Origin of the sequence: Rhizobium sp. L51/94 (assembly GCF_019355555.1) — a bacterium.
Classification (GTDB): Bacteria; Pseudomonadota; Alphaproteobacteria; order Rhizobiales; family Rhizobiaceae; genus Rhizobium; species Rhizobium rhododendri.
Genome location: NZ_CP072141.1, coordinates 1,312,042 through 1,333,569 on the forward strand (window position 1 = coordinate 1,312,042; position 21,528 = coordinate 1,333,569).

At 60.8% G+C, this 21,528-nt stretch carries 20 protein-coding genes, 2 tRNA genes and 1 riboswitch; of the genes, 13 read left to right on the forward strand and 9 right to left on the reverse strand.

Features of this window, described 5'->3' with window-relative positions:
* Positions 1 to 425 precede the first annotated feature (425 nt).
* Complete coding sequence (locus J5274_RS28735; protein WP_224128600.1) at positions 426 to 785, forward strand: hypothetical protein; 360 nt, start codon at positions 426 to 428, stop codon at positions 783 to 785.
* Positions 786 to 856: 71 nt separating this feature from the next.
* Here the strand turns inward: J5274_RS28735 and ppk2 (J5274_RS06295) are convergent, their stop codons facing one another.
* Positions 857 to 1,768, reverse strand: a complete 912-nt coding sequence (gene ppk2 / locus J5274_RS06295) for a polyphosphate kinase 2 (RefSeq protein WP_142823929.1) — start codon at positions 1,766 to 1,768, stop codon at positions 857 to 859.
* A 187-nt stretch (positions 1,769 to 1,955) separates the two neighbouring features.
* Here ppk2 (J5274_RS06295) and J5274_RS06300 point away from each other — a divergent pair, with 187 nt between their 5' ends.
* Positions 1,956 to 3,548 (forward strand): inorganic phosphate transporter, encoded by a 1,593-nt coding sequence (locus tag J5274_RS06300; RefSeq protein ID WP_374113741.1) that lies wholly within the window; start codon positions 1,956 to 1,958, stop codon positions 3,546 to 3,548.
* A 286-nt stretch (positions 3,549 to 3,834) separates the two neighbouring features.
* The gene (locus J5274_RS06305; protein WP_142829119.1) at positions 3,835 to 5,046 is read left to right on the forward strand and encodes a hypothetical protein; all 1,212 of its coding nucleotides are present in this window, start codon (positions 3,835 to 3,837) and stop codon (positions 5,044 to 5,046) included.
* Between the two features lie 44 nt (positions 5,047 to 5,090).
* Here the strand turns inward: J5274_RS06305 and J5274_RS06310 are convergent, their stop codons facing one another.
* From J5274_RS06310 to J5274_RS06320, 3 genes are all read right to left on the reverse strand, one after another.
* The gene (locus J5274_RS06310) at positions 5,091 to 5,675 is read right to left on the reverse strand and encodes a hypothetical protein (protein WP_142823932.1); all 585 of its coding nucleotides are present in this window, start codon (positions 5,673 to 5,675) and stop codon (positions 5,091 to 5,093) included.
* A 123-nt stretch (positions 5,676 to 5,798) separates the two neighbouring features.
* Positions 5,799 to 5,874, reverse strand: a tRNA-Thr gene (locus tag J5274_RS06315).
* 109 nt (positions 5,875 to 5,983) lie between these two features.
* Positions 5,984 to 6,940 carry a nitronate monooxygenase family protein gene (locus tag J5274_RS06320; protein WP_142823933.1) on the reverse strand — a complete coding sequence of 319 codons (957 nt, stop codon included), beginning with the start codon at positions 6,938 to 6,940 and terminating at the stop codon, positions 5,984 to 5,986.
* Between the two features lie 291 nt (positions 6,941 to 7,231).
* On the opposite strand from J5274_RS06320, the gene J5274_RS06325 reads away from it, so the two are divergent.
* Positions 7,232 to 8,566, forward strand: coding sequence for a hypothetical protein (locus J5274_RS06325; protein WP_142823934.1), 1,335 nt, complete (start codon positions 7,232 to 7,234; stop codon positions 8,564 to 8,566).
* 16 nt (positions 8,567 to 8,582) lie between these two features.
* Here the strand turns inward: J5274_RS06325 and ppk2 (J5274_RS06330) are convergent, their stop codons facing one another.
* Positions 8,583 to 9,464 (reverse strand): polyphosphate kinase 2, encoded by an 882-nt coding sequence (ppk2, locus tag J5274_RS06330; RefSeq protein WP_219274810.1) that lies wholly within the window; start codon positions 9,462 to 9,464, stop codon positions 8,583 to 8,585.
* Between the two features lie 233 nt (positions 9,465 to 9,697).
* Between ppk2 (J5274_RS06330) and phoR the strand changes: the two genes are divergently transcribed.
* The 3 genes from phoR (at position 9,698) to phoB (ending at position 12,586) form a co-directional block, all read left to right on the forward strand.
* Positions 9,698 to 10,954: a phosphate regulon sensor histidine kinase PhoR gene (phoR, locus tag J5274_RS06335; protein WP_224128105.1), complete on the forward strand. Its 1,257-nt coding sequence runs from the start codon at positions 9,698 to 9,700 to the stop codon at positions 10,952 to 10,954.
* A 202-nt stretch (positions 10,955 to 11,156) separates the two neighbouring features.
* The gene (gene phoU, locus J5274_RS06340) at positions 11,157 to 11,870 is read left to right on the forward strand and encodes a phosphate signaling complex protein PhoU (RefSeq protein WP_111216598.1); all 714 of its coding nucleotides are present in this window, start codon (positions 11,157 to 11,159) and stop codon (positions 11,868 to 11,870) included.
* 32 nt (positions 11,871 to 11,902) lie between these two features.
* Positions 11,903 to 12,586, forward strand: a complete 684-nt coding sequence (phoB, locus tag J5274_RS06345) for a phosphate regulon transcriptional regulator PhoB (protein WP_111216600.1) — start codon at positions 11,903 to 11,905, stop codon at positions 12,584 to 12,586.
* A gap of 68 nt (positions 12,587 to 12,654) precedes the next feature.
* Here the strand turns inward: phoB and J5274_RS06350 are convergent, their stop codons facing one another.
* Entirely contained in the window at positions 12,655 to 13,548 is an 894-nt protein-coding gene (locus J5274_RS06350) for an AraC family transcriptional regulator (RefSeq protein ID WP_224128107.1), read from the reverse strand.
* On the opposite strand from J5274_RS06350, the gene J5274_RS06355 reads away from it, so the two are divergent.
* Positions 13,547 to 13,954: a DUF2000 family protein gene (locus J5274_RS06355; protein WP_142823937.1), complete on the forward strand. Its 408-nt coding sequence runs from the start codon at positions 13,547 to 13,549 to the stop codon at positions 13,952 to 13,954. The genes J5274_RS06350 and J5274_RS06355 overlap by 2 nt on opposite strands.
* 76 nt (positions 13,955 to 14,030) lie before the next feature.
* Here the strand turns inward: J5274_RS06355 and J5274_RS06360 are convergent, their stop codons facing one another.
* Positions 14,031 to 14,558 (reverse strand): GcrA family cell cycle regulator, encoded by a 528-nt coding sequence (locus tag J5274_RS06360; RefSeq protein WP_142823938.1) that lies wholly within the window; start codon positions 14,556 to 14,558, stop codon positions 14,031 to 14,033.
* A gap of 436 nt (positions 14,559 to 14,994) precedes the next feature.
* Here J5274_RS06360 and J5274_RS06365 point away from each other — a divergent pair, with 436 nt between their 5' ends.
* From J5274_RS06365 to J5274_RS06375, 3 genes are all read left to right on the forward strand, one after another.
* Positions 14,995 to 16,194 (forward strand): aspartate aminotransferase family protein, encoded by a 1,200-nt coding sequence (locus J5274_RS06365; protein WP_142823939.1) that lies wholly within the window; start codon positions 14,995 to 14,997, stop codon positions 16,192 to 16,194.
* A 69-nt stretch (positions 16,195 to 16,263) separates the two neighbouring features.
* On the forward strand, positions 16,264 to 17,181 hold the full coding sequence (gene argF, locus J5274_RS06370; protein WP_111216608.1) for an ornithine carbamoyltransferase: 918 nt from the start codon (positions 16,264 to 16,266) through the stop codon (positions 17,179 to 17,181).
* Between the two features lie 70 nt (positions 17,182 to 17,251).
* The gene (locus tag J5274_RS06375; protein WP_142823940.1) at positions 17,252 to 18,244 is read left to right on the forward strand and encodes an Hsp33 family molecular chaperone; all 993 of its coding nucleotides are present in this window, start codon (positions 17,252 to 17,254) and stop codon (positions 18,242 to 18,244) included.
* 27 nt (positions 18,245 to 18,271) lie between these two features.
* Here J5274_RS06375 and apaG read toward each other — a convergent pair whose 3' ends face one another.
* Together apaG and J5274_RS06385 are read right to left on the reverse strand one after the other, a co-directional pair.
* Positions 18,272 to 18,664: a Co2+/Mg2+ efflux protein ApaG gene (gene apaG / locus J5274_RS06380; protein WP_142823941.1), complete on the reverse strand. Its 393-nt coding sequence runs from the start codon at positions 18,662 to 18,664 to the stop codon at positions 18,272 to 18,274.
* Positions 18,665 to 18,853: 189 nt separating this feature from the next.
* Positions 18,854 to 20,038 (reverse strand): O-succinylhomoserine sulfhydrylase, encoded by a 1,185-nt coding sequence (locus J5274_RS06385; RefSeq protein WP_142829123.1) that lies wholly within the window; start codon positions 20,036 to 20,038, stop codon positions 18,854 to 18,856.
* A 46-nt stretch (positions 20,039 to 20,084) separates the two neighbouring features.
* A riboswitch (SAM riboswitch) is annotated at positions 20,085 to 20,163 on the reverse strand.
* Positions 20,164 to 20,271: 108 nt separating this feature from the next.
* On the opposite strand from J5274_RS06385, the gene J5274_RS06390 reads away from it, so the two are divergent.
* Positions 20,272 to 21,363, forward strand: a complete 1,092-nt coding sequence (locus J5274_RS06390) for a 2'-deoxycytidine 5'-triphosphate deaminase (RefSeq protein ID WP_142823943.1) — start codon at positions 20,272 to 20,274, stop codon at positions 21,361 to 21,363.
* 66 nt (positions 21,364 to 21,429) lie between these two features.
* A tRNA-Gly gene (locus tag J5274_RS06395) sits at positions 21,430 to 21,503 on the forward strand.
* Positions 21,504 to 21,528: the final 25 nt, after the last annotated feature.

Genomic DNA, 21,528 nt, shown 5'->3' on the forward strand with positions numbered 1-21,528 from the left:
CCTTTACCCCAATGATCTCTGTCACGCCCCCAACGCTGACCGGATGGCACATGCGTTACTGGCCGTCATTTCGTCCGATAGTCAGTTGCGATGAATTAGCGCTTGTCTACGAAATATCGATAGGACTCGCCTGCCAATTGCGACCAGCCAGGCATTATCGCCGATGCTGCGGTAAAGGCGTGGAAAATCATGCTGAATTTTAGTCCGCGCGGCGTTGTTTTTACCAAACGTGCAAGCAACGTCGCGTCATGGTTTCAATAGACGCCAAAGTTGCAAGCGTGCCGCCGGCGCCTTAACCAGTGATTTTAGCCGATTTTTCTGCCGCGAAATGGGGTTGTTTGTGACAGTAGAATGACGAAAGGTAGCTCAGAAGTAATTTTTTATTGGTTCTGCACCTTAAAACGCGCAGTCGGAGAGCTGAAAAATTGGGCGAGAAGAAAAAAATCTATCATGCATTGGTTGATGGCGCGACCGCTGGTCTCAGCGACAACGCCCTCTATGAATTCGTGCAAAAGGAATGCGGCAAGACCAGTAGCAAGAAGATCGTGCGTGCTTCGTTGCTTGCACTGAGCGACCCCGATCTGCGCGATGGCAATGTACTGAACACAATCTACGCGCTGGCTATCAAGCATCGCCTGGACCAGGTAACGCCTGAGGATTCCGAAGAAACCCATGAAGTAAGCGTCGCTCCGTCGATCGCGACCAAGGACAAGGCCGAGCCTGCGCCAAAGCGCGTCCGGGCGAAGCGCAAGCCTGCGGCGGCTGAAGCCAGCCCTGAAGCCTGAGCTACTCGCGCATCTGCTGTTCCAGATGGCGCCCGGTGAAGGGCACTATCTGGAACTTGCTGCGTAAGTCCTCAGTAGATTTCCGGCACGTACATTTCCGGGGGCACCGGCGAACGACTGTAGTCTTCGTGGCGGATACGGCCGGGCAGTTCCACTTCTGCCTTTGGCACATCCTCGTAAGGAATCTGCTTCAGGAGATGGGCGATGCAGTTTAGGCGCGCCCTTTTCTTGTCCACGGCCTGTACGACCCACCAAGGCGCCGCATCGCTGTGGGTGCGCGCCAGCATGTCTTCCTTGGCCTTTGTATATTCTTCCCAGTGGATGCGGCTTTCCATGTCCATCGGCGAAAGCTTCCATTGCTTCAGCGGATCGTGGATGCGCATCTTGAACCGGAATTCCTGCTCCTCGTCGGTGATCGAGAACCAGTATTTGATGAGGATGATGCCCGAGCGGACCAGCATGCGCTCGAATTCGGGCACGGACCGGAAAAATTCCTCCAGTTCGTCTTCCGTACAAAAGCCCATGACGCGCTCTACGCCGGCCCGGTTATACCAGCTGCGGTCGAACAACACCATTTCGCCGGCCGTCGGCAGATGCGCGACATAGCGCTGGAAGTACCATTGATTGCGCTCGCGCTCGGTCGGAGCAGGAAGGGCGACCGTGCGGCAGACGCGCGGGTTTAACCGCTGCGTCACGCGCTTGATGGCGCCGCCCTTGCCGGCAGAATCGCGCCCTTCGAAGATGACCGCAACCTTCAGCTTCTTGTACTGCACCCAGTCCTGCAGCCGCACCAGTTCGTGCTGCAGCCGGAACAGCTCCCGGAAATAGACCTTGCGCTCGAGCGTTGCTTCCGCCGGCTCGACCATGCCTTCGGCGACGAGCTCGTCGAGCCGGTCTTCCTCCATCTGCATCTCCAGCTCTTCGTCGAAGCTGTCGGCAATTTCATCCTTGATGCGGCGAAGCTGGTCTTCCTGATCGGACATTGGCGCGTTCCTTCGTTTGCACACAGACAGGAGCAGGAGTTGGCGACAGGAATGTGACAAACCGGCATCCCGCAGCCATCGTTTCCCGTCCCGGCGCCTGCAAATGGCCGGGATGTCACCAGACCTTCACAGAGCCATTTTATTAACAATTGATAAGTTTAGATGAGGGAGCGATTAAATGGTCGATATGAGCGCTGAGCGGAGCAACGCCGGGATCGGCCACCCGCTGGATAAAACCGGGGGCTCCGGCAAGTGGTTCGTACCCCTTCTCGTTCTCGTGCTTCTCGGCGGACTCGGCTATATCGCCTATGCGCTGGACCGTGATCTCACCTCCGCCTCCGCTGTTCCGTGGATACTCCTCGGCCTTGCGCTTCTGATTGCTCTCGGATTTGAATTCGTCAACGGCTTCCACGACACGGCAAATGCAGTGGCGACTGTCATCTATACGCGCTCGATGCCTGCCGAATTCGCCGTCATCTGGTCCGGTTTCTTCAATTTCCTCGGGGTTCTCACCTCGTCGGGTGCCGTGGCTTTCGGCATCTTGGCCCTGCTTCCGGTAGAACTGATCCTGCAGGTCGGCTCCGGTTCGGGTCTCGCCATGGTCTTCGCGCTGTTGATCGCCGCCATCGTCTGGAACCTCGGGACCTGGTATCTCGGCCTCCCGTCGTCGAGTTCGCATACGCTGGTCGGCTCGATCATTGGCGTTGGCCTGGCCAACCAGTTCCTAGCCCCCGCCGGCAGCGCCACCAGCGGCGTCGACTGGTCGCAGGCGACCAATATCGGCCTTTCGCTGCTGATCTCGCCGTTGATCGGCTTCGGTTTCTCCGCAATCCTGCTTCTGGTCATGAAGGTCTTCATCAAGAACAAGGCGCTCTACGAGGAGCCGAAGACCAACGGTCCTCCGCCGCTGTGGATCCGCGGCCTGCTGATCTTCACGTGCACCGGTGTCAGCTTTGCGCACGGCTCCAACGATGGCCAGAAAGGCATGGGCCTGATCATGCTCATCCTGATCGGTCTCGTGCCGACCGCCTTTGCGCTCAACCGGACCCCGGACGTCAATTATCTCGAAGCCTACAAGTCCGCCTCTGCACAGGTCGAGACCGCGCTCGGCAAGTATGTCAAACCGGGCATCGTCGTCGCCGATGCGAAGGCCGCTGTATCGGATGCGGTCAAGACAAAGACATGGACCGACGCGACCACACCGGCGCTGCAGCAATATATCCACATCACCAGCCAGGAAGTCGCTGCCTTTCCAACCCTCGAAGCCGTGCCTCCGAACATGGTCGGCAACGTCCGCAACGACATCTATCTGATCGGCGAAGCGCTGAAGCTCATCGACAAGCAGAAGCTTCTGGCGATGGATGCGAAAGACCTTGCCGCTGTCACCGGCTATCACAAGGCCGTCGACAACGCGACGAAGTTCATCCCGACCTGGGTCAAGGTGGCCGTTGCGCTGGCACTCGGGCTCGGCACCATGATCGGCTGGAAACGCATCGTCGTCACCGTCGGCGAAAAGATCGGCAAGACACACCTGACCTACGGCCAGGGTGGCGCTGCCGAAGTCGTGGCGATGATCACCATCGGCGCCGCCGACCATTTCGGCCTGCCGGTTTCCACCACCCACGTGCTCTCGTCCGGCGTCGCCGGAACTATGGCAGCCAACGGCTCTGGCCTGCAATGGTCGACCATCCGCAACATGCTGACCGCCTGGGTTCTCACCCTGCCAGCCTCGATCGCCATCGCTTTCGTTCTCTACGTGATCCTGCGCCAGGTCTTCTGATCCGAGAGCGGATGCGGGCGCCGCAGACGGCGCCCGCATCCGCTCGACGTCTTCGTATTGCGACCGTCGCTGCAATCTCGTCGTCTCGCACCCAGCCGCGCGACAGGCACCACCACCCCGAACCATCAGGCCCGGACAAGGTCGCATCTCTATTCCTGCGGGTATTGCGGGGAGGCGGAGAGGTATTGGACGTTGCGCGTCCATCGCCAAAAGTTTTCGCTGCAGACGGCTTCCGCCAGATGGGTGTCCTACCCATCTTTTCGTCGGTGCCGGAGATTTCCGTTAAATGCAGGAACAGACCATGGCGCATCAGTTCGACGATTTTTCCCTCGAAATTCTGATGAAGAACAAAGCTTGGAGTTTCGGCAACGTTGATACGAAAGCGGTGGTCTCGCCAAGGCTCAGCCTGCAATCCGGCGGCCATCTGCAGGACTACTCGCACCCAAACGAGAACGCCTGGAGAGTGAAGGCGGGCGCTATCGAGTTTCTCAATCAGGACGGTGCTGTTTCCACCCGGTTCGATCGCATAATCGAGAACGACGGCAAGTATACGATGGAAGGACGATTTCGCCTCGGCGGTACAGGAGAAATCCACTATCTGCAGGAGTGCGGAGAAATCGCACGGCCTTTGAACCGGACAGCACTCGTCGTTCCCATCCACGACGCCTATTTCATCTATGGCATCAACCTTCTCTACCAGAGCGTCGATTCCGACTACGACATCGTCTTTGTGTTCTCGACCGATGCTGACCGTCGGGCTTTTGCAACGATGCACCAGCCATCGGCGTCCCTTTATTACCATGCGATCGTCCTCGATGATCATTTAACCGGCAGCGCGATCTCTGTCGTGGCCGATCGCAAGACTTGGCCGACGGTCAAGAAGTTTCTCGCGCTCTCGCTGGTCCACAAGTCCTACGACTATATTCTCTGCGTCGATGCCGAGACCTTCATTCTCCGGCCGACCGGATGGACGGCGGCGGCGGAGCAGGTCGTTTCGCAGGCCCGTTGGTATGCCGGATTGCTGACGCAAAAACACGCGGCTGAACGCAACATCATGCACGCCTCGTCGATGGCGCTATCGCCGCATGCAGAGCACGCCGATATCCAGGCGATATCGCGCAACTGGGGATTCTATAGCTGGTGGTGGGATATTCCGGTCTACGCAGCCGGAAGCGTTCCCGGATTTCTGAACTGGATAGAGTGGGACACCAGCCTGCAATTCGTCGAAAGGTTTGCCCATAACCTCTACGATCACATCACCTACCAGTTCTACATGGGGCTGCACGGCGGCTTCTCGTTCGTCCCGGTGGAAGGGATCGCCCATTCGCTCGAGTTCAAGCCGGCTGCCATGGTTGGCAGGGTTCACCGCGAAATCAATCCCGTGCGGTGGGCAAATGCCTTTGCCTACGCGCAGGACGCGGATTTCTTCAGGGAAAACGACTATCTCGCGATCTACCACATTGATCGCAAATCCTTCCCGCAGTTCGAGCTGGCCTGAACGGCGGCTGGCTATCATGCCTGATCGGAGCCGGTTTGGTATGTTCACCCCATCCCGGGAGCGGTTCTGAGTGCCATCAGTCGCGACCGGAGGCTGCCGTATTGGTAGACTGCGCGCAAAAGCTGCCTTGCCAGGTAGATGGCGAGTTCGCTTTCTTCCCGGTTGGCGCTAAAGGGCTCCCGCGCTTGTATCTCCGCATCATCGTTGATCACGATGCGAGCGCCGCCCGCGATGCCGGGGTGCTCTCCGGTCATGGGCGTGAATGTGTTGAGGGCAGCGATGCGGCTCTGCAGGCCTTCTCCGTCGGCGTCGATATCGTTGCAGAGATGCTCGAGCATGTGGCGGACCAGCACTGCCGAGGCCACGTAGAGCCCCACCGCATGACACTGGACCGCCTCCTCGATTGTCCCCATGAGGCTGGGCGGAAGGGTGTTCCCGGAGAACACGAGGACTTCCGGCCGGTGAACGGAACGGCCTCCCTCGCTGTCCGAAAACGCCGAGATGACAGCATGGCACTCGGGGTTGGGGCACTGTCGAAGTCCGGCATAATAGATGACGGCCCCAGGCTGCGAACCGCTGCTCTCGCCGTAGGACCACTGAAGATCCGGCACCCGGGAAAATCCGAGCATCACATTTCGATGGCCGCACGCAGGGCAGCATATGTCCGCAAGCCAGCTCCCGACCGGGGCTTGGACGCCTTCAACGAAATGCATGGGTGAACGATCTTTGTGTAGTTTTAAAGACTGAGAAAATGGTGCCGCTTAGAGGACTCGAACCTCTGACCCCATCATTACGAATGATGTGCTCTACCACCTGAGCTAAAGCGGCAATCGCGGCGTCTGGGACAGCCTTCGATGTGCATGGGGCTGATACAGTCTCTCGGACAAGATTTCAAGCGCTCTGTTGGCAGATCGCCAAAAAACCGTCGCAGGCCGTTTCACCGCAGCAGTCGGGCGCGCGCCTGCCGGTATTCCCGCTCCAGACGGTCGACGAGATCCCGCACGGGGACGACGGCATCGATGGCGCCGATGCCCTGTCCCGATCCCCAGATGTCCTTCCATGCCTTGGCGCCCGAGCTTGCCTGTTCGAAGTCCATTGTCGCAGAATCCTCGGGCAGGCTGTCGGGATCAAGCCCGGCGGCGAGGATCGAGGCTTTTAGATAGTTGCCGCTGACCCCCGTAAAGTAGCTGGACGTGACGATGTCGGCGGCCTTGCCGTCGACGATTGCCTGCTTGTAGGCGCTGCTCGCCCGGGCCTCCTCGGTCGCGATGAAAGGCGAGCCGATATAGGCCATGTCGGCGCCCATCGCCTCGGCCGCCAGAATGCCGCCGCCTGTGGAAATGGCGCCGCCGAGAAGCAGCGGGCCGTTAAACCATTGCCGGATTTCCTGGACGAGCGCAAAGGGCGACAGCGACCCCGCGTGGCCGCCGGCACCCGCTGCCACCGCGATCAGGCCATCCGCACCCTTGGCGATAGCCGAGCGGGCGTGGCGCAGGGTCGTGACATCGTGCAACACGATGCCGCCATAGGAGTGGACGGCCGCATTGACCTCCGGCACCGCCCCCAGCGATGAGATGACGATGGGTGTCTTGTATTTCACGCAGAGCGAGAGGTCGTGCTCCAGCCGCCGGTTGGACTTGTGGACGATCTGGTTGACGGCGTAGGGCGCGGCTGGCTGATCGGGATGGGCAGCGTCGTGTGCAGCCAGCGTCTCGGTGATTTCAGCCAGCCATTCGTCCAGAAGACTTTCCGGGCGAGCATTGAGGGCCGGAAAGCTGCCGACGACGCCTGCCTTGCACTGCGCAAGTGTCATCGTCGGGTGGGAAATGATAAAAAGCGGCGATGCTACGACCGGCAGGCGCAGGCCGCGCGTCAGGATCGGTGGAAGCGCCATTGGCAAGCTCCTGTGCTCACTGGCGCCGATAAATGCGCCACGTTTTTGCTATCAGGTTCGGATCGGCGGGAAAAGTCGCTTTCCGATCAGGGCGGCGATGCTGCCGCTGCCCTTGATGGTGGCTGAAGCGCCGCTATCTTTGAGCAAATACCGTGGTAACCTGTCTTATCCCCGGTCTAATGGCATCTGCATGGTACCGACCCTTGCGTATCGCCGGACAGGGCATTACCGATTCCTGCCAGTCATTTGTCAGGATTGCATGGCGTCGCCAGTCAGAGTGAAGGACCGGATGTGAGCGGATTAGAAACGGCCATCAGAAGCGCCCTGGAGCGATCCGAGCGCGACAACCCCGAGGTTCGGGCTCGCGTTTACCAGTCCGCCCGCCAGGCACTGGAAGCTGGCTTGCGCAAGCAGGACATCACCGACGTCGAAACGGTTGCCGCCCAGCGCCAGCGTCTGGAACTGACGATCCGAGCGATCGAGGGCGAGGAGCGGGCGAGGCTTCGCGATGCTGCCGTTGTCCAGCCAGCTGCCGAGCCCGTCCCGTCTCCCACGCGACCCTCCGAGCCTGTGCCGGAGCCTGCAAGGCCGGTGGTGCAGCCGGCTTCACGGCCGGTCGCTGCCCAGTCCATGGCAGCTCCCCGGCCTGCGCCTATTTCGCCCGCCGCAGCGCCACCGCTCGGCGCCGCAGTGCGGCCAGAGGCGACACAGCAGCCGGGACGCATGGAGCCCGGAATGGAGTTGCGCGGCGAGACGCGCGGTGCCGATACGTCTTCTTCCGGCCACACGGATGAAGGTGACCTCGGCGGCATCCATGCAGGTCCCGGCGATCACCTGGCAGCCGAACCCGGCGCCTACGAGGAGCCGGCGATGGCGGCGCCGTCGCGCAGCATGGATTTCAAGCCGGAGCGGGCGGTCAGCCGTCGCAAGCCGCGCAAGTTCTTTTCCCGCCTGCTGGTGTTTTGCATCGTCGTCGCCTTTCTCGGCATCGGTGCCTGGTGGGTTAAGACCTCGGGCGTGCTTCTGACAGCAGCGCAGCGCGACACCAGTGTCCGGAACCAGCCGGCGCAGATCACTCCCGAAGGCGAAGACGCCAACGACAACAACGCCGATCTCGACTCCGGCAGCAACGCCGGTCTGGCGACGATCGACCCGCAGGACCGGTTCTCGGCCGACTGGATCCAGATCTTCGGGCCGACCGATGCCGCAAAGGCTGTCAGCGGCACCCAGGCGAAGATCGAAAACGCCTCGGAAAATGAAGGTCCGACAGTCCGTCTGACCTCGCAGTCGCCCGACACCACCGGCAATGTCGCGATCCCTGTTCCATCGGCTACCCTGCAGAAGCTCTCGGGCAAGCCGGCAACGGTTGCCATGACGCTGCAGGCGATCTCGGATGCACCGACACAGATTACCGTCGAATGCAGTTTCGGTACCTATGGCGGTTGCGGCCGTCACCGGTTCGATGTGACGCGCCAGAAGTCCGATGCGCTGTTCCAGCTGCGTTTCAACAAGCCGCTGCCGGCTGATGCTTCCGGCAACCTCGTGTTCAATACGGATGTCGACGGCAAGTCGACCGGCGTCAATATCTACGCCATCCGCGTGCTTCCCGGAAACGAGGCGCCCTGAGGCGCACTCTTAGTCATCATTTGAGAAACCCCGGTCCCGAGCCGAGGATCTTTCCATCGATCTCGCCGATAGCGTCGTTATCCTTGCCGGGATAGTCCAGCGTCGAAAGTATGTGCCGGATCAGGTTGAGGCGGGCGCGCCGCTTGTCGTTGGCGTGGAGAACGGTCCACGGCGAATAGTCCGTGTGGGTTTCCTTCAGCATCCGGTCGCGCTTTTCGCTGTAGTCGTCCCACTTGTCGAGGGCGGCGATATCCATGGATGACAGCTTCCAGACCTTGCGCGGATCGTGGCGCCGGTCGTGAAAGCGTTTCAGCTGCATTTCCCGGCCGATGTCGAGGTAGAACTTGAAGAACATGATGCCCTCATGCTCGACGATTTTCTCCATCTGCGGCGCCTGGTGAAGGAACTGCTCGTACTGCTCCGGCGTGCAAAACCCCATCACCGGCTCGACCCCGGCGCGGTTGTACCAGGAGCGGTCGAACAGGACGAATTCGCCCGATGTCGGGAATTGGTCCACGTAACGCTGGAAATACCATTGCCCGGCTTCGCGGTCGTTCGGCTTGCTGAGTGCCACGACCCGCGCGAGGCGTGGGTTCATGTGGGCGGAGGTCGCAAAGATCGCACCGCCCTTGCCGGCAGCATCCCGGCCCTCGAAAATGGCCATGATCCGCTTGCCCGTCGCCTGCAGCCAGAACTGGACCTTCACGAGTTCGATCTGAAGCGCTTTCAGATCGTCCATGTATTCGCTGCTTTTCAGCTTTTTCTTATAAGGAAAGTGGCCGGACGACAGCGCCTTGTCTGCGACCCAGTCGGGCAGAACGGGGTCGTCGACGTCGAAGATACGCCGTTTGCCGTGCAGCTCCAGCTCGACCACGCGGCTTTCGACTTCGTCTCCCATAGATCCTCCTCGGGCCATTGGCCTGTATTTGCCATCAGGGGCTCAGTTCGTAAAAATTATAAACCGGCTCAGAAGACACATATTTACTGTGTCATTTCAAGCCTTCCGCCGACTATGACTGGCGAGGGAGCCCAAGGGTTCCACGACTGTGGATAGTGCTGAAAACTTCTGTCATGAATTTGCTATATCAGTCCGAGTCTTAGACGTGTGGACGTAGAATCGGACCGGCGGCGTTGGAAGAGAATACATCAATTTTAAATCGGCTCGGGCAGCGCTTGAAGCAGGAAAGAGCGATCCTGATTCTGGCCGTGCTGGTTGCCATTCTGGCCATGGCGGAGGGTACCGACGTGGTGGCCATCCTCGCCGTGCTGCTGGTCGTGGTTGCCGTTGCCCTGCTGCGCGCACCCCTGGTGGCGCGCAGGGCGCAGCCGGCGAAAGTCGAGCCGGCCCCGGTAGATCTGGCGGCAGTCCTGAGGCCGATGACCGCAGGCCTGGCTGGTCTCGACATGCCAGTTCTGGTGCTGGATCGCGAGGCGTCGGTGTTCTATCAGAACCCTGCAGCAGAGAGGGCGCTCGACCTCTTCCCGATTGGCGCCCACCTGTCGGCAAAGCTGCGCTCGCCCGGCATTCTCGACATGGTGCGGGAAACGATTGCCACCGGCGTGCCCAACCAGATCGAGCATTCCGAGCGTCTGCCGTCGGAGCGTGTCTTCATAGTGCGGATTGCGCCTGTCGAGCTGGCGCTCTCCGATCTCGGCAACCAGACATTCTTCCTGCTGTCGTTTCGCGACGTCTCGGAGTTGCGTCATATCGACCGCATGCGGTCGGATTTCGTCGCCAACGCCAGCCATGAGTTGCGCACGCCACTGGCCTCGCTGCGCGGCTTCATCGAGACCATCCAGGGGCCAGCGCGCAACGATCCCAAGGCGCAGGAGCGCTTTCTGGCGATCATGTTCGATCAGGCGACCCGCATGAGCCGGCTGGTCGACGATCTCCTGTCGCTGTCGCGGCTCGAGTTGAAGTCCCATCTGGCGCCGGACCAGAAGGTCGATCTCGTGCCGCTGCTTGGCCATGTGCGCGATGCGCTGGTGCCGCTGGCGATGGATCTCGATGTCACTATCAATTTGCATATGCCGTCAGGCAAGGCGGAGGTGACCGGTGATCGCGACGAACTGGTGCAGGTGTTCGAAAACCTGATCGAGAATGCCTGCAAGTACGGTCAGGAGGGCAAGCGCGTCGACGTGACGTTGCGCAACAAGCCCGGCGAGCCTGTGGAGGTCACCGTGTCCGACAGCGGCGGCGGAATTCCGGCCGAACACGTGCCGCGCCTGACCGAGCGGTTTTATCGCGTCAGCGTCGAAAACAGCCGGTCCAAGAAGGGCACAGGCCTCGGGCTCGCCATCGTCAAGCACATCCTGACCCGTCACCGGGCCAGGCTGATCGTCAAATCCGAAGTCGGCCGCGGCACGGATTTCACGGTGCGCTTCTGAATAACCCGGTGACACCTTATTCGAGGCTGCGAAAATTGAATTAATTCAATGATTTCGATTGTCATAATTGTTTCATTGGGCTGACATAAAAGGGCGAGCATTAGGCCGATATCAAAAAGGGCCTCGAAAAGGCGAAACCCGTTGCCGTCGCCGCGCCGAGCAGACCTACGTTCCGTGACGCCTTTCAATTTGAGGATAGAAAATGGTTTCGACACACATTCATTCCGCCTACGACGAAGATTTGAAATTCCTGACGCGGCGCATCTCCGAGATGGGCGGCCTTGCCGAGCAGATGGTCGGTGAATCCGTCCGCGCGCTGGTCAATGGCGATGTCGGGCTGGCTCAGAAGGTCATCTCTGACGATACGATCCTCGATCATGCCGAGCGCGAAGTCGGCGACAAGGCGATCCTGACGATTGCCCGCCGCCAGCCGATGGCTGCCGACCTGCGCGAAATCATGGGCTCGATCCGGATCGCCGCCGATCTGGAACGCGTCGGCGACCTCGGCAAGAACACGGCCAAGCGCGTTATCGCCGTGCAGGGCACCGGCGTACCGCGCAGCCTGGCACGCGGCATCGAGCATCTGTCCGAACTGGCGCTCGTCCAGTTGAAGGAAGTTCTCGACGTCTACACGACCCGCTCGCCCGACAAGGCGGTCTCCATCCGCGAGCGCGACGAGGAAATCGACGCGATGTATACCTCGCTGTTCCGCGAGATGCTGACCTACATGATGGAAGATCCGCGCAACATCACCACCTGCACGCATCTGCTGTTCTGCGCCAAGAACATCGAGCGCATCGGCGACCACGCCACCAACATCGCCGAGACGATTTTCTACATGGCGACCGGTGCATTGCCTGAGGGCGACCGCCCGAAGGACGATACTGCCAATACCGTCGGCGCCATGACGGAATAGGCCTGAAGGGTTTTTGAAGGAGAGCGGGCCCCATGGTTCCGAGAGTTGCCGTCGTAGAAGATGAAGAAGCGCTGAGCGTGCTGCTGCGCTATAACCTTGAAGCAGAAGGTTTCGAAGTCGATACGATCCTGAGGGGCGATGAAGCCGAGATGCGCTTGCAGGAGCGCATTCCGGATCTCCTGATCCTCGACTGGATGCTGCCGGGTGTTTCCGGCATCGAACTTTGCCGCCGCCTGCGCATGAAGCCGGAGACCGAACGTCTGCCGATCATCATGCTGACGGCGCGTGGCGAAGAAAGTGAGCGCGTCCGTGGCCTTTCCACCGGTGCAGACGACTATGTCGTCAAGCCGTTCTCGACGCCGGAACTGATGGCCCGTGTCCGCGCCATGCTGCGCCGCGCCCGCCCGGAGGTGCTGTCCAGCGTCCTTCGTTGCGGCGACATCGAACTCGACCGCGAGACGCACCGGGTACATCGCAAGAGCCGCGAGGTTCGCCTCGGCCCGACGGAGTTCCGCCTGCTGGAATTCCTGATGGCATCGCCAAGCCGGGTGTTTTCCCGCTCGCAGCTGCTCGACGGCGTCTGGGGCCATGACATCTACGTCGACGAACGCACCGTTGACGTGCATGTCGGCCGGCTGCGCAAGGCCCTGAATTTTTCCAACATGCAGGACGTCATCCGCACCGTGCGCGGCGCCGGCTATTCCATGGAAGTCTGAGGCTGGAGTGCAGGCGCCGATGATGGTGCCGGTGCCATCCAGTCGGTGCATTTAGCGGGCTGACACTACTAGGGTTGGCAATCATGCATTGCCAGCCATCTGCCCGGGGTCATACCGAAGGCGGCCCGGAAATGGCGGGTAAAATGTGCCTGATCGGCAAACCCCGCTTCTGCAGCGGCTCCGGCAAGGCCATAGCCGGCACCTAGCAGCCGCTTGGCTCGGTCAAGACGACGCATCACGAGATAACGGTGCGGACTGGTGCCGAAGGCCCGCCGGAACTGCCGCGACAGTTCGTAACGGTCCAGACCGCTGATCGCCTCCAACGTTTCGGAACTGACACCCTCTTCGCAATGCTCGGTCAAAAAATCACGCGCCAGCAGGACAGCTGGGCGATCGATTCTCGTGGGTGCTTTCCTCGGGTCGTCGGCCTGTCGGAAGAGTCCCGCCGTCAGCCGCGCAACCGCGTCGTCCATCGCCAGATCGTTCGGCGCATGGTCGAGATCCGAAAGGACGTCCGCCAGCGCAGACAATAGGCCAGCGTCAGTCACGACGGGATCGCGGACGAAGGGCAGGGCCCGATTGCCCACCTCGAGGAGGCCGACCACCGCGGGCGGCAAATAGAGCATCCGGTAGATCAGTCCGTCGTCGGTGCCTGCCGCGCCATCGTGGACTTCATCGGGATGCAGAACGATCACGTTGCCGGGACGGCTAAAGCGCTCCGCGCCGCGATAGCGGAACGTCTGGACACCACGGAGGGTCAGACCCAGTGCATATGTGTCATGTCTGTGCGGCGAAAAGCCGTTGCCGTGAAAGCGCGCTTCCATGCGCTCGATGCCGTGGCTGGACGCGGCGATGCTCAATCCGTCGCGAAAACCGCTCTTGCACGAACGTTCAAGACCGAGGGCATGGGCAGGCGCTATTCGATCGGTTCTTTCGATGCCTTCCATGGAGTTCTTGTACATGTTCGATACCAAAATCGCGATTGTCATCCGCCATGACCTCGCTACCTGGCAGAAGCTCAACGTCACGGCCTTCCTTGTGAGCGGGATCACTGCCCAGTCGCCGGAAATCATCGGCGAAGCATACCGGGATGCTCTCGGCCATGTCTACAGTCCCATGAGCGTTCAGCCGATGGTCGTGCTTGTGGCGGATCAGGACGTGCTAAGGACTATCCACAAGCGCGCGCTGGAACGCCAGGCGCGAGTATCGGCCTATATCGAAGAAATGTTCGCGACAGGTCACGATGCCGCCAACCGGGCCGTATTCCTCGAGTTCGGTCCCGACACCGCCAGGCTGGTCGGCATCGCGCTGCGGGCCGAAAAGAAGCTCGTGGACAAGATCGTCAAAGGTGCGAGTTTGCATCCCTGACACGTTTCTGGGCCATCAAAACCTGAAACGCAAAACGGGCCTCGCGGCCCGTTCTCTGTTGTCGTTTTTACCCGGCTTAGCGGGCGGCGCGACGGCGCTCGTGAACTGGCTGGTACGCCAACTTCTGGTGGTATGTGCAGTAGGGAGACTGATCTGGCGATTCATGACCGCAGAAGTGAAAGTCGTCCTTCAGCGGATCGCCGACCGGCCACTTGCAGGTGCGTTCCGTCAGGTCCGTCAGACCAATGCGGCGGGCAACCGGCGCGATGGCATTGGAGGATGGGCGGAACTGCACGGGTGCCGTTGCGTCTAGCTCGGCATCTTCCTTGACCATGGTTGCGCCTTCGGCACGAACCGTCGAGCGCGGGGCGGCAGGGCGGGCGCCAAAGGTGGTCGGCCGGGCGGGAGCAACGTTACGCTTGGTGGAGCGCGCCGTCGACGATGTGCCGCCGGCCTTTGCTCGGCCTGGCAGGCAAAGTCGATGCACCTTGCCGATGACAGCGTTACGGCTGACGCCGCCGAGCTGCGCCGCGATCTGGCTGGCGCTCAATCCTTCGGCCCATAATTTCGTGAGCCTTTCGACGCGCTCGTCCGTCCAATTCATGCTTGTCTCCGACTGCGTTCATGATGGCGGAATCCTTCGCCATTGCCTCGAATGCTATCGAGGCACAAAACGCTCTTAAATTGTGGTGACTAGGTCCGCCGCATTGCAGTCTAGTAATCAAGATTTAACCTAGTGTGAGGCTGACTCCGTGACAAGAGTCGCGGGAATCGCGGAGAATCGATTTCCAAGTTTTCCCCAACTTGCTGCCTACTGTGGTATTTCTGCAATAGCCTTAATGCCCGTCTCCAGACCCTCACGATATGGCTTTTGCCGCAAGGTTAAAATCAACTATTCGTTGACTAATCCACTGTTTGTTGACATGGTTCCGCGGAACGACAATAGTGCCCAAGCCGCCGCAAGGCGGCATTTTTCATTGCCGACGGCGGCGTTGCAGGACAACAGCCGTCACGTCCTGATCGATCGAAGGAATTGCGCCATGGCCGAAGCCGCGCCACTCTACGACACCTATATGCGCGCGCCCCTGCGGTTCGAGCGAGGCGAGGGCGTATGGCTGATCACGGAAACGGGCGAGCGCTATCTGGATTTCGGCGCCGGCGTCGCCGTGTCGTCGCTCGGTCATGGACATCCGCACCTTGTCGAAGCGCTGAAGACGCAGGCTGAAAAAGTCTGGCACCTGTCGAACCTCTATGAGGTCCCGGGCCAGGAAATGCTTGCCAGGCGGCTGACCGATGCGACCTTCGCCGACAAGGTGTTTTTCACCAATTCCGGTGCCGAGGCGCTCGAATGCGCCATCAAGACGGCCCGCCGCTACCAGTATTCGAAGGGCCATCTGGAAAAATTCCACATCATCACCTTCGAAGGCGCCTTCCACGGCCGGACGTTGGCGACGATCGCTGCCGGCGGCCAGGAAAAATACCTCGAAGGCTTCGGCCCGAAGGCCCCCGGCTTCGATCAGGTTCCGTTCGGCGACCTCGAGGCCGTCAAGGCGGCGATCTCGGATGCGACCGCAGCGATCCTCATCGAGCCGGTGCAAGGCGAGGGCGGCGTTCGCCCGGTTGCCAAGGAGTTCATGCGTTCGCTTCGCGAACTCTGCGACGAGCACGGCCTGCTGCTGATCCTCGACGAGGTCCAGTCCGGCGTCGGTCGCTCCGGCAAATTCTTCTCCCACGAATGGTCTGGCATCACGCCTGACATAATGGCCGTGGCCAAGGGCATCGGTGGCGGCTTTCCGCTCGGTGCGTGCCTCGCCACTGCAGAAGCTGCCTCCGGTATGAAGGCCGGCACCCACGGCTCGACCTATGGCGGCAATCCGCTGGCCATGGCCGTCGGCGGCGCGGTGCTGGACGTCATTCTTGCCGAAGGCTTTCTCCAGCATGTCAACGACGTATCCCTGGTCTTCCGCCAGGGGCTGGCATCGCTCAAGGACCGTTATCCCGACATCATCGAAGAGGTGCGCGGCCAGGGGCTGCTGCTCGGTATCAAGGCGGCGATCCCGGCTGGCGAACTGCTGCATGCCATACGTGCCGAACACCTGCTGGGCGTTCCCGCCGGCGACAACGTCATTCGCCTGCTGCCGCCTCTCATCGCTACTGCCGAAGACGCCCGCGAAGGTCTCGCCCGCATCGAGCGTGCCGCAGAAGCATTGCGCGCCCAGAAATCCCGCAAATCGGCTTGAATTCTACGTCCGTGGGTTCCGGGCTTCGTGCCCGCCACGGGCGTTTTCATTTTTGGAGCACAGCTAGACATGGCCTCCCCGAAACACTTCCTCGATCTCTCGACTGTTGCGTCAGGCGACCTGCGCAAGATCCTCGATGACGCAATCCTCCGCAAGAAGGCGACAAAGGCTGGTACTGCCGGCCGGCCGCTGGAAGGCAAGATGCTGGCGATGATCTTTGAAAAGCCCTCGACCCGCACCCGCGTCTCATTCGATGTCGGCATGCGCCAGCTCGGCGGCGAAACGCTGTTCCTCTCCGGTACCGAGATGCAGCTCGGTCGCGCCGAGACCATCGGCGATACCGCCAAGGTCCTGTCACGTTACGTCGATGCGATCATGATCCGTACCACCCAGCACTCGCGCATGCTGGAAATGGCGGAGCACGCAACGGTGCCGGTCATCAACGCGCTCACCGACGACACGCATCCTTGCCAGGTGATGGCTGATATCATGACCTTCGAGGAGCACCGTGGTCCGATCAAGGGCAAGACGGTCGCCTGGTCCGGCGATGGCAACAATGTGCTGCATTCGCTGATCGAGGGATCGGCGCGTTTCGGCTATCGCATGAATATGGCGGTCCCCCTTGGCTCCGAGCCGAAGGATCACTATTTGAACTGGGCCCGCAATCAGGGCGCCGAGATCATGCTCAGCCATGATGCCGACCGTGCGGTCGCCGGCGCCGATTGCGTGGTGACCGATACCTGGGTTTCCATGAATCAGGAGCATCGGGCCCGTGGTCACAATGTCTTCCAGCCCTACCAGGTCAATGCGGCTCTGATGGCAGAGGCAGGAAAAGACGCTTTGTTCATGCATTGCCTGCCCGCCCATCGCGGCGAAGAGGTGACTGACGAGGTGATCGACGGCCCGCAATCCGTTGTATTCGACGAGGCGGAAAATCGCCTCCATGCGCAGAAGTCTATTCTTGCATGGTGCCTGGGCGCGATCTGAGATCAACCAAGCCGCCGTTGTAAACGGTGGCTGCCTGGGCGGCCATCCGCCGGCAGCAAGGAGTAGACCCATGCCAGACAGTGCAGCAGCGCTGGGAGAGTTCGGTTATGCCGGCGACGATCATGTTGTGCCCTTCCAGGTCGCGAGCCTCGATGTGCGCGGCCGTGCCGTCCAGCTCGGCCCGATGCTCGACACAATCCTCGAGCGCCACCATTATCCGGCACCGGTGGCAAGGCTGCTGGCCGAAACCATCGTACTCACCGTGTTGCTCGGCACGTCGCTGAAGTTCGAAGGCAAGTTCACTGTCCAGACCAAGGGCGACGGACCGGTCGACCTGCTGGTGGCTGATTTCTCGACACCGGAAAACGTCCGCGCCTATGCCCGTTTCGATGAGGAAGCACTGGCCTCCGCCATCAAGGCCGGACAAACCGAGCCCGAGCAACTGCTCGGCAAGGGCATCCTCGCCTTTACCATCGACCAGGGCCAATATTCGCAGCCCTACCAGGGCATCGTGCCGCTCGACGGATCGTCGCTGGAAGATATAGCCGGCGTCTATTTCCGCCAGTCGGAGCAGATCCCGACCCGGGTTCGTCTCGGTGCCGCCGAGTTGTTCGACCGCGACGAGGCCGGCAAGCCGCGCCATCGCTGGCGGGCAGGCGGCGTCATTGCACAGTTTCTGCCGGACGCGCCGGAGCGCATGCGCCTGCCGGATCTCCACGGCGGCGACGGCGACGAGAACGCCATCGACCACACGGACGACGACGCCTGGGCCGAGGCCCGCTCGCTGCTGGAAACGGTCGATGCCGATGAACTGACCGATCCATTGGTCGGGACCGAGCGCCTGCTCTATCGGCTGTTCCACGAGCGCGGTGCCCGCGTCTACGCCCCGCAACCGGTCTTCGACCGTTGCAGCTGTTCACGCGACAAGATCAAGGGCGTACTGCAGGGATTTTCTGCGGAGGAGATGGCGGAGAGCGAGGAAGACGGGCTGATTTCCGTCACTTGCGAATTCTGCTCGACAACCTACCGCTACGAGGCAGCGGAGATACTGGTCAAAAGCTGATAGAACAGGCGCCGTTTTCGGGCGGCGTCAGTTCAGCGTCCGCATCAGGCCGGGCGAATCCAGCGAGAAAGCCGGGATTTCGACCTCGAACGTTTCGCCTCGGTCGTTTTCCATGGAGTAATGGCCGAACATCATGCCCGAAGGCGTATCCAGCGGGCAGCCGGACGAATATTCATAGGTATCCCCGGGGTTCAACTGCGGCTGTTCGCCGACGACGCCGGGACCGGTGACTTCGTCGACCTGGCCGTTCTGGTCGGTGATATGCCAGTAGCGCGTAACCAGCCGGACTGCCGATGTCGAGTGGTTTGAGATGACGATCCGATAGCCCCAGACATAGCGGCTGTCTTCCGGATCGGATTGCTCCTCCAGATAGAACGGCTCGACGATGACTTCGATATCTCGTGTAAGGGCGCGGTACATCCCAGCCACCTTCAATGAATTTGGTTACGATATCCTCTAGCCTTCAACCTTCGTCAAGGAAGGGAAGCCTAATTAAGGCCAAATGCGATGGCTGACGCGGCCTTTTGAATATTAAGGATAATGTGCGGGGTTAACACGGACCCGGCGTGTCGCCGCCCGGCAAGGCCGGGCAGCCTGTTTGGTATCCGATCAGGCCGAGACCTTCTCCAGCGCCTGGGCGAAATCCTCGATGAGATCGTCCGTGTCCTCGATGCCGGCCGAAAACCGTACAGTGCCGGGGGAAATTCCGAGCTCGGCGCGATCCTCGTCGGTCAGGTTCTTGTGGGTGGTGGTGGCTGGATGGGTGATCAGGCTCTTGGCGTCGCCGAGATTGTTGGAGATCTTGACGATTTCCAGCGCATTCTGCAGCGCGAACGCCGCTTCCTTGCCGCCCTTGAGTTCCATGCAGACCAGCGTAGAGCCGCCGGTCATCTGCTTGGCGATGATATCGGCCTGCGGATGGTCTTTGCGGCCGGGATAGATCACCTTGGCCACCTTGCCGCTGTCGGCAAGGAAGTCGGCAATGCGGCTGGCATTTTCAGTCTGCTGTTTGACGCGCACCGGCAGGGTCTCGATACCCTTCAGCAGCGTCCAGGCGGTAAACGGCGACATAGCGGGGCCGGTGTGCCGGTAATAGTCCTGCAGGTGCTCGTCGACCCAGTCCTTGTCCGACAGAACGACGCCACCGAGCGAACGACCTTGTCCATCGATATGCTTGGTGGCCGAATAGACGACGATGTGGGCGCCGAGTTCGAGCGGCTTCTGGAACAACGGTGTAGCAAACACATTGTCTACGACAAGCTTGGCGCCGATCTGGTTGGCGAGTTTCGCGACGCCGGCAATGTCTACCACCTCGAGCGTCGGATTGGTGGGGCTCTCCAGGAACATCACCTTGGTGTTCGGGCGTATGGCCTGTTCCCAGTTGGCCAGATCGCGGCCGTCGACCAGCGTGCATTCGATACCGTAGCGCGGCGCCAATGTCTCGACGACCCAGCGGCACGAGCCGAACAGGGCGCGGGCAGCAACGATATGGTCGCCTGCCTTCACCTGGCAGAGAATCGCCGCGCTGACCGCCGCCATGCCTGATGCCGTCGAGCGCGCTTCCTCGGCGCCTTCCAGCATGCACATGCGCTTTTCGAACATGTCGTTGGTCGGGCTGCCATAGCGCGCGTAGATGAAGCCTTCCGTCTCGCCCTTGAAGCGGGCTTCCGCCGCCTCCGAGCTGTCGTAGACAAAACCCTGTGTCAGATAGATTGCTTCGGATGTCTCGCCGAATTGCGAGCGCAACGTGCCGCCATGGACAAGTTGTGTTGCGGGGCGCCAAGTCTTGGTCATGCCATCACCACCTTCGTGATACAAAAAAACCGGTCGCAAAAGCAGACCGGTTTTCAACCCGGTCTTTTTAGCCATTTATTTAACGTGGCTGCAAGCCGACCGGCCAAATCACCACGGGATAAGACTGCAATACTGCCGTTGGCCGCTTGCGTCAATTCCCCGTATTTGGTTTTGTCTGGGGCAAAACAAGGCCCGTATATGGTTTTGTCCGCGACAAAACAAGGATTGAGCACATGGCTCGCGACACTGGAATTTTGGCGGATCGCGCCATTGCCGCTCTTTTCGACGCCGGTCGGCTGACGACCGAAAGGGAGCTCGATTTCGATCAGATCCAGCCGGCGAGCCTTGACCTGAGGTTGGGGGCGAAAGCGTTTCGCGTCCGTGCGAGCTTCATGCCGGGTCCGAACAATCTCGTCTCCGATAAACTGGACCGGCTCAGCCTGCATGTCATCGACCTCAACGAAAGCGCCGTGCTCGAGACCGGCTGCGTCTATATCGTGCCGCTGATGGAGCGTCTCGACCTGCCATCGGACATGTCCGCCTCGGCCAACCCGAAAAGCTCGACCGGCCGCCTCGACATCTTCACCCGCGTCATCACCGATTATGCGCAGGAGTTCGACAAGATCCCGGCCGGCTATTCCGGGCCGCTCTACCTGGAAATCTCGCCACGCACCTTCCCGATCGTCGTGCGCCGTGGTTCGCGCCTGTCGCAGATCCGTTTCCGGATCGGCCATGCCATGCTGTCTGAGCCGGAATTGCTGACGCTGCACGAGACCGAAACTCTCGTCGCCAGCAAGAAGCCAAACGTGACCGGCGGCGGCATCGCACTGTCGATCGACCTCGTCGGCGACGGCAATGGGCTGATCGGCTATCGCGGCAAGCATCACACGGCGGTGGTCGATGTCGACAAGAAGGCCCAGCACGACATTTTCGATTTCTGGGAGCCGCTCTACAGCCGCGGTCGGACCGAGCTTATCCTCGATCCCGACGAATTCTACATCCTGGTCTCGCGCGAGGCGGTGCACGTGCCGCCGGACTACGCCGCCGAAATGACCCCTTACGATCCGCTGGTCGGTGAATTCCGCGTCCACTATGCCGGCTTCTTCGATCCCGGCTTCGGTCATGCGCCAGCCGGGGGACGTGGCAGCCGCGCGGTGCTCGAAGTGCGCAGCCACGAAGTCCCGTTCATCCTCGAGGATGGCCAGGTCGTCGGCCGCCTCATCTACGAGCACATGCTGGAGCTCCCGGCCAGCCTCTACGGCACCGGCGCCGGCTCCAACTATCAGGCGCAGGGCCTGAAACTCTCCAAGCATTTCCGCTTGTAACCAGCCATCCCGACCGGCCATTCCATCTTGACAGCCCGGCCGAACTGTTGGAAGGCTTCGCGCCGTGCGGGTGTAGCTCAATGGTAGAGCAGCAGCTTCCCAAGCTGAATACGAGGGTTCGATTCCCTTCACCCGCTCCATCAACGTTTTCAATCACTTAGCCAT